This window comes from Burkholderia sp. ZZQ-2 (assembly GCF_050768715.1).
GTDB lineage: Bacteria > Pseudomonadota > Gammaproteobacteria > Burkholderiales > Burkholderiaceae > Burkholderia > Burkholderia cepacia.
In genome coordinates this window covers 1-4,668 of record NZ_LDVA01000189.1, presented here as the reverse complement: position 1 = coordinate 4,668, position 4,668 = coordinate 1, and the positions used below count along the sequence as shown (strand labels likewise).

The window sequence follows — 4,668 nt, the reverse complement described above, 5'->3', positions numbered from 1 at the left end:
TTTCATCAGTTCGCTTCTTTTTGTCGTACGCAACGGCTGCCACCCGGGGGCGTCAGACACGCGCGGCATCGCGCGTGCCGGCGTTGCCCGCCTGGCGATACGAATCCGGATCGATCCGGCGCATTTCCGCTTCGATCCATGCTTCGACCTGCGAGTTCAATGCATCGGGCGTCAGCCCCTCGCTGGGAATCGGCTTGCCGATCGACACGGTGACGACGCCCGGGAATTTCGTGAACGAGTTGCGCGGCCACACCCGGCCTGCATTGTGCGCGATCGGCACGACGGGTGCGCCGGTTTCGATCGCGAAGCGCGCGCCACCCGTCTTGTACTTGCCCTGCTTGCCGACCGGCGTGCGCGTGCCTTCCGGGAACATGATCATCCATGCGCCTTCCGACAGGCGCTTCTTGCCCTGGCGGATCACCGACGTGAACGCGTTCTTGCCTTCCTTGCGGTTGATGTTGACCATGTGCAGCAGCCCGAGCGCCCAGCCGAAGAACGGCACGTACAGCAGTTCGCGCTTGAACACGTAGCAGAGCGGTTTCGGCATCAGCGCGGGAAACGCGAGCGTTTCCCATGCGGACTGGTGCTTCGACAGCAGCACGGCCGGGCCGTCGGGCAGGTTCTCGTAGCCTTCGATCCGGTAGCGGATGCCGTTCAGCCAGCGCACGACCCACAGCGTGGACTTGCACCAGCCGGCCGCCATCCAGTAGCGCGCGTCGGCGCGCATGAACGGAAAGGCGATGAAGCACGCGGTGGCGTACGGCACCGTGTACACGACGAAGTAGATCAGCAGCAGCAGGGAGCGGACGAAGCGCATCGGCGTAAGTCTGGCGTTAGGGAGGATGCGCGCGGCGGCCGCATCACTCGTGTTCGTGTGAAAGGAAATCGAGCGCGAACGCGCGCAGGTCGTCGTGGACCTTCGTGCCGGGCGGCAGGTTGCCGGCGGCGAGCGTCTTCTTGCCCTTGCCGGTGAGCACGAGGTACGGCTGGAAGCCGACCGCGACGCCGGCCTGCAGGTCGCGCAGCGAATCGCCGACCACCGGCGTGTGATCGGGATCGATCTCGAAGCGCTCGGCGATCATCTGCATCATCCCGGGTTTCGGCTTGCGGCAGTCGCAGTGATCCTCGGCCGTGTGCGGGCAGAAGAACACCGCGTCGATCCGCGCGCCGACCGCGGCCGCCGCGCGATGCATCTTCAGGTGCATCTCGTTGAGCGCGGCCATGTCGAACAGCCCGCGACCGATGCCGGACTGGTTGGTCGCGACGACCACGCGATACCCCGCGTGGTTGAGCCGGGCAATCGCCTCGAGGGCGCCGGGCAGCGCGATCCATTCGTCGGGCGTCTTGATGAACGCATCCGAATCGACGTTGATCACGCCGTCCCGGTCGAGGACGACGAGCTTTCGGTTGGGGCTGGTCGGCATCGTGCGGCCCTTATGCGGCGAGCTTCGAGATGTCGGCGACGCAGTTCATCTGCTGGTGCAGCGCGGACAGCAGCGCGAGACGGTTCGCGCGCAGTGCCGGATCTTCCGCGTTGACCATCACGTCGTTGAAGAACGTGTCGACCGGTGCGCGCAGCGCGGCGAGCGCCGACAGCGCGCCCGTGTACGCACGCGCCTCGAGCTGCGACTGCACGTGCGGCGTCACGGCCGCGAGCTGTTCGTGCAGCGCCTTCTCGGCGGCCTCGACGAGCAGCGTCGGCTGCACCGCACCGTTCGCGCTGCCGTCCGACTTCTTCAGGATGTTCGAGATCCGCTTGTTCGCGGCCGCGAGCGCTTCGGCTTCCGCGAGGTGCGTGAATTCGCGCACCGCGTCGAGGCGCGCGACGAGATCGTCGACGCGCGTCGGGTTCAGGCTCAGCACCGCATCGATTTCACCGGCCGAATAGCCGCGCTCGCGCAGCAGGCCGCGCAGGCGATCCATGAAGAACGCGAGGATCGCGTCGGTCGATTCGGCGACGCCCGGCACGCCTTCGAAGCGTGCATGGGCCGTGCGCAGCAGCGACACGAGATCGAGCGGCAGCTGCTTCTCGAGCAGCAGGCGCAGCACGCCGAGTGCGTGGCGGCGCAGCGCGAACGGATCCTTCTCGCCGGTCGGCGCGAGGCCGATCCCCCAGATGCCGACGATCGTCTCGAGCTTGTCGGCGAGCGCGACGGCGGTCGACACGGGCGTGGTCGGCAGTGCGTCGCCGGAGAAACGCGGCTGGTAGTGCTCGGCGCAGGCGAGCGCGACGTCGTCGGCTTCGCCGTCGTGGCGCGCGTAGTACGTGCCCATCGTGCCCTGCAGTTCCGGGAACTCGCCGACCATGTCGGTCAGCAGGTCGGCCTTCGCGAGGCGCGCGGCGCGCTTCGCGTGCGCGGCGTCGGCGCCGATCGCGGGGGCGATCTCGCCGGCCAGCGCCTCGAGGCGCTCGACGCGCGCGAGCGCCGAACCGAGCTTGTTGTGATACACGACGTTCGCGAGCTGCGGCACGCGGTCGGCGAGCGGCTTCTTCTTGTCCTGCTCGAAGAAGAACTTCGCATCGGCGAGGCGCGGGCGTACCACGCGCTCGTTGCCTTCGATGATCTCGCCCGGCGTCTTCGTCTCGATGTTCGACACGATCAGGAAGCGCGAGCGCAGCTTGCCGCCGACGTCGGTCAGCGCGAAATACTTCTGGTTCGTCTGCATCGTGAGGATCAGGCATTCCTGCGGAACCTGCAGGAATTCGTCCTCGAAGCGGCACGGGTAGACGACCGGCCATTCGACCAGCGACGTCACTTCGTCGAGCAGCGCTTCGGGCATCACGACGGTATCGCCGTTCGCGTGTTCGTTCAGCTGCGTGCGGATCGTTTCGCGGCGATCGGCGAAGTGCGCGATCACGCGGCCCTTGTCGCGCAGCGTGTCGGCGTACGCGCGTGCATGCTGGATCGCGACGAGGCCGTCGGACAGGAAGCGGTGGCCGAGCGTCGTGTCGCCGGCGTCGACGCCGAATGCGGTGACGGGCACGATGCGGTCGTCGTGCAGCACCGTCAGGCGATGCACCGGGCGCACGAACTTCACGTCGGAGCCGTCCGGGCGCTGGTAGGTCATCACCTTCGGGATCGGCAGCTTCTCGAGCGTTTCGTCGAGCGCGGCCTGCAGGCCGTCGGCGAGCGTCGCGCCGGCTGCCGAATAGTTGATGAAGAACGCTTCGGCCTTGCCGTCCTGCGCGCGCTCGAGATCGGCGATCGACAGGTTCGGGTGGCCGAGCGCCGCGAGCTTCTTCGCGAGCGGGGCGGTCGGCTTGCCTTCGGCGTCGAGCGCGACCGACACGGGCAGGACCTTTTCGCGGACCTGCTTTTCAGGCGCGACGGCGCGCACGTTCTGCACGACGACGGCGAGGCGGCGCGGCGTGGCGTAGCGTTCGAACACGAGTTCGCCATCGACGAGGTCGCGTGCGGCGAGGCGTTGCGCGAGGCCTTCGGCGAATGCGTCGCCGAGGCGCGCGAGGGCCTTCGGCGGCAGCTCTTCAGTCAGCAGTTCGACGAGCAGGGGGGCGGGATGATTGTGCGTCATGTCTGGATTGAATCTCGTCTCGTCAGTCCTGATCGATCTTGCGTTCGACCTTGAGCGGCGGCGCCCATGCCGGCTGGGCGGCGTCCTGGGCGTCGGTGGTGAGGCCCGGCACGCCCGGCGGGTTGCCGAGCATCGGGAAGCCGAGCTTCTCGCGCGAGTCGTAGTAGGCCTGTGCGACGAGACGCGACAGCGCGCGGATGCGGCCGATGTACGCCGCGCGTTCGGTGACCGAGATCGCGCCGCGCGCGTCCAGCAGGTTGAACGTGTGGCCGGCCTTGAGCACGAGCTCGTACGCGGGCAGCGCGAGCTGCGCGTCGATCATCTTCTTCGCTTCCGCTTCGTAGCTGTTGAAGAACGTGAACAGCAGGTCGACGTTCGCGTGCTCGAAGTTGTAGGTCGACTGCTCGACCTCGTTCTGGTGGTAGACGTCGCCGTACGACAGGCGGCGCAGCTCGGGGCCGTTCGGGCCTTGCTCTTCCCACTCGGTCCACACGAGGTCGTACACGTTCTCGACCTTCTGCAGGTACATCGCGAGGCGCTCGAGGCCGTACGTGATCTCGCCGAGCACCGGCTTGCAGTCGAGGCCGCCGACCTGCTGGAAATACGTGAACTGCGTGACTTCCATCCCGTTCAGCCACACTTCCCAGCCGAGGCCCCACGCGCCGAGCGTCGGGTTTTCCCAGTCGTCCTCGACGAAGCGCACGTCGTTCTGCTGCAGGTCGAAGCCGAGCGCCTCGAGCGAGCCGAGGTACAGGTCGAGGATGTTTTCCGGCGCCGGCTTGAGCACGACCTGGTACTGGTAGTAGTGCTGCAGGCGGTTCGGGTTCTCGCCGTAGCGGCCGTCCTTCGGGCGGCGCGACGGCTGCACGTACGCGGCGCGCCACGGCTCGGGGCCGACCGCGCGCAGGAACGTGTGCACGTGCGACGTGCCTGCACCGACTTCCATGTCGATGGGCTGGAGCAGGGCGCAACCCTGCTTGTCCCAGTAGGACTGCAGCGTCAGGATGATTTGCTGAAACGTAAGCATGAAGAGCCTTCGTGGCGCTGGCGCTCCGTTGCGGGCGACTCTCCGGGCGGGGCCCGGAGAGTCGGCTCGCGCGGCGGCGCGGCTTGTTAGTGTGCTGAAACGCGTAA

4 protein-coding genes are annotated in these 4,668 nt (G+C 67.4%); all 4 read right to left on the bottom strand.

Annotated features, from left to right (window positions below):
- Window positions 1-52: 52 nt before the first annotated feature.
- Genes ABY44_RS12590 through glyQ form a run of 4 tightly spaced genes read right to left on the bottom strand, consistent with a single transcriptional unit; the run spans window position 53 to window position 4,561 of the window.
- Window positions 53-817 carry a lysophospholipid acyltransferase family protein gene (locus tag ABY44_RS12590; RefSeq protein WP_021161198.1) on the bottom strand — a complete coding sequence of 255 codons (765 nt, stop codon included), beginning with the start codon at window positions 815-817 and terminating at the stop codon, window positions 53-55.
- Window positions 818-860: 43 nt separating this feature from the next.
- The gene (gene gmhB, locus ABY44_RS12585) at window positions 861-1,424 is read right to left on the bottom strand and encodes a D-glycero-beta-D-manno-heptose 1,7-bisphosphate 7-phosphatase (RefSeq protein WP_027789173.1); all 564 of its coding nucleotides are present in this window, start codon (window positions 1,422-1,424) and stop codon (window positions 861-863) included.
- 10 nt (window positions 1,425-1,434) lie between these two features.
- Window positions 1,435-3,534, bottom strand: a complete 2,100-nt coding sequence (gene glyS / locus ABY44_RS12580; RefSeq protein ID WP_060174891.1) for a glycine--tRNA ligase subunit beta — start codon at window positions 3,532-3,534, stop codon at window positions 1,435-1,437.
- Between the two features lie 22 nt (window positions 3,535-3,556).
- Window positions 3,557-4,561, bottom strand: a complete 1,005-nt coding sequence (gene glyQ / locus ABY44_RS12575; protein WP_011885965.1) for a glycine--tRNA ligase subunit alpha — start codon at window positions 4,559-4,561, stop codon at window positions 3,557-3,559.
- Between the last annotated feature and the right edge of the window lie 107 nt (window positions 4,562-4,668).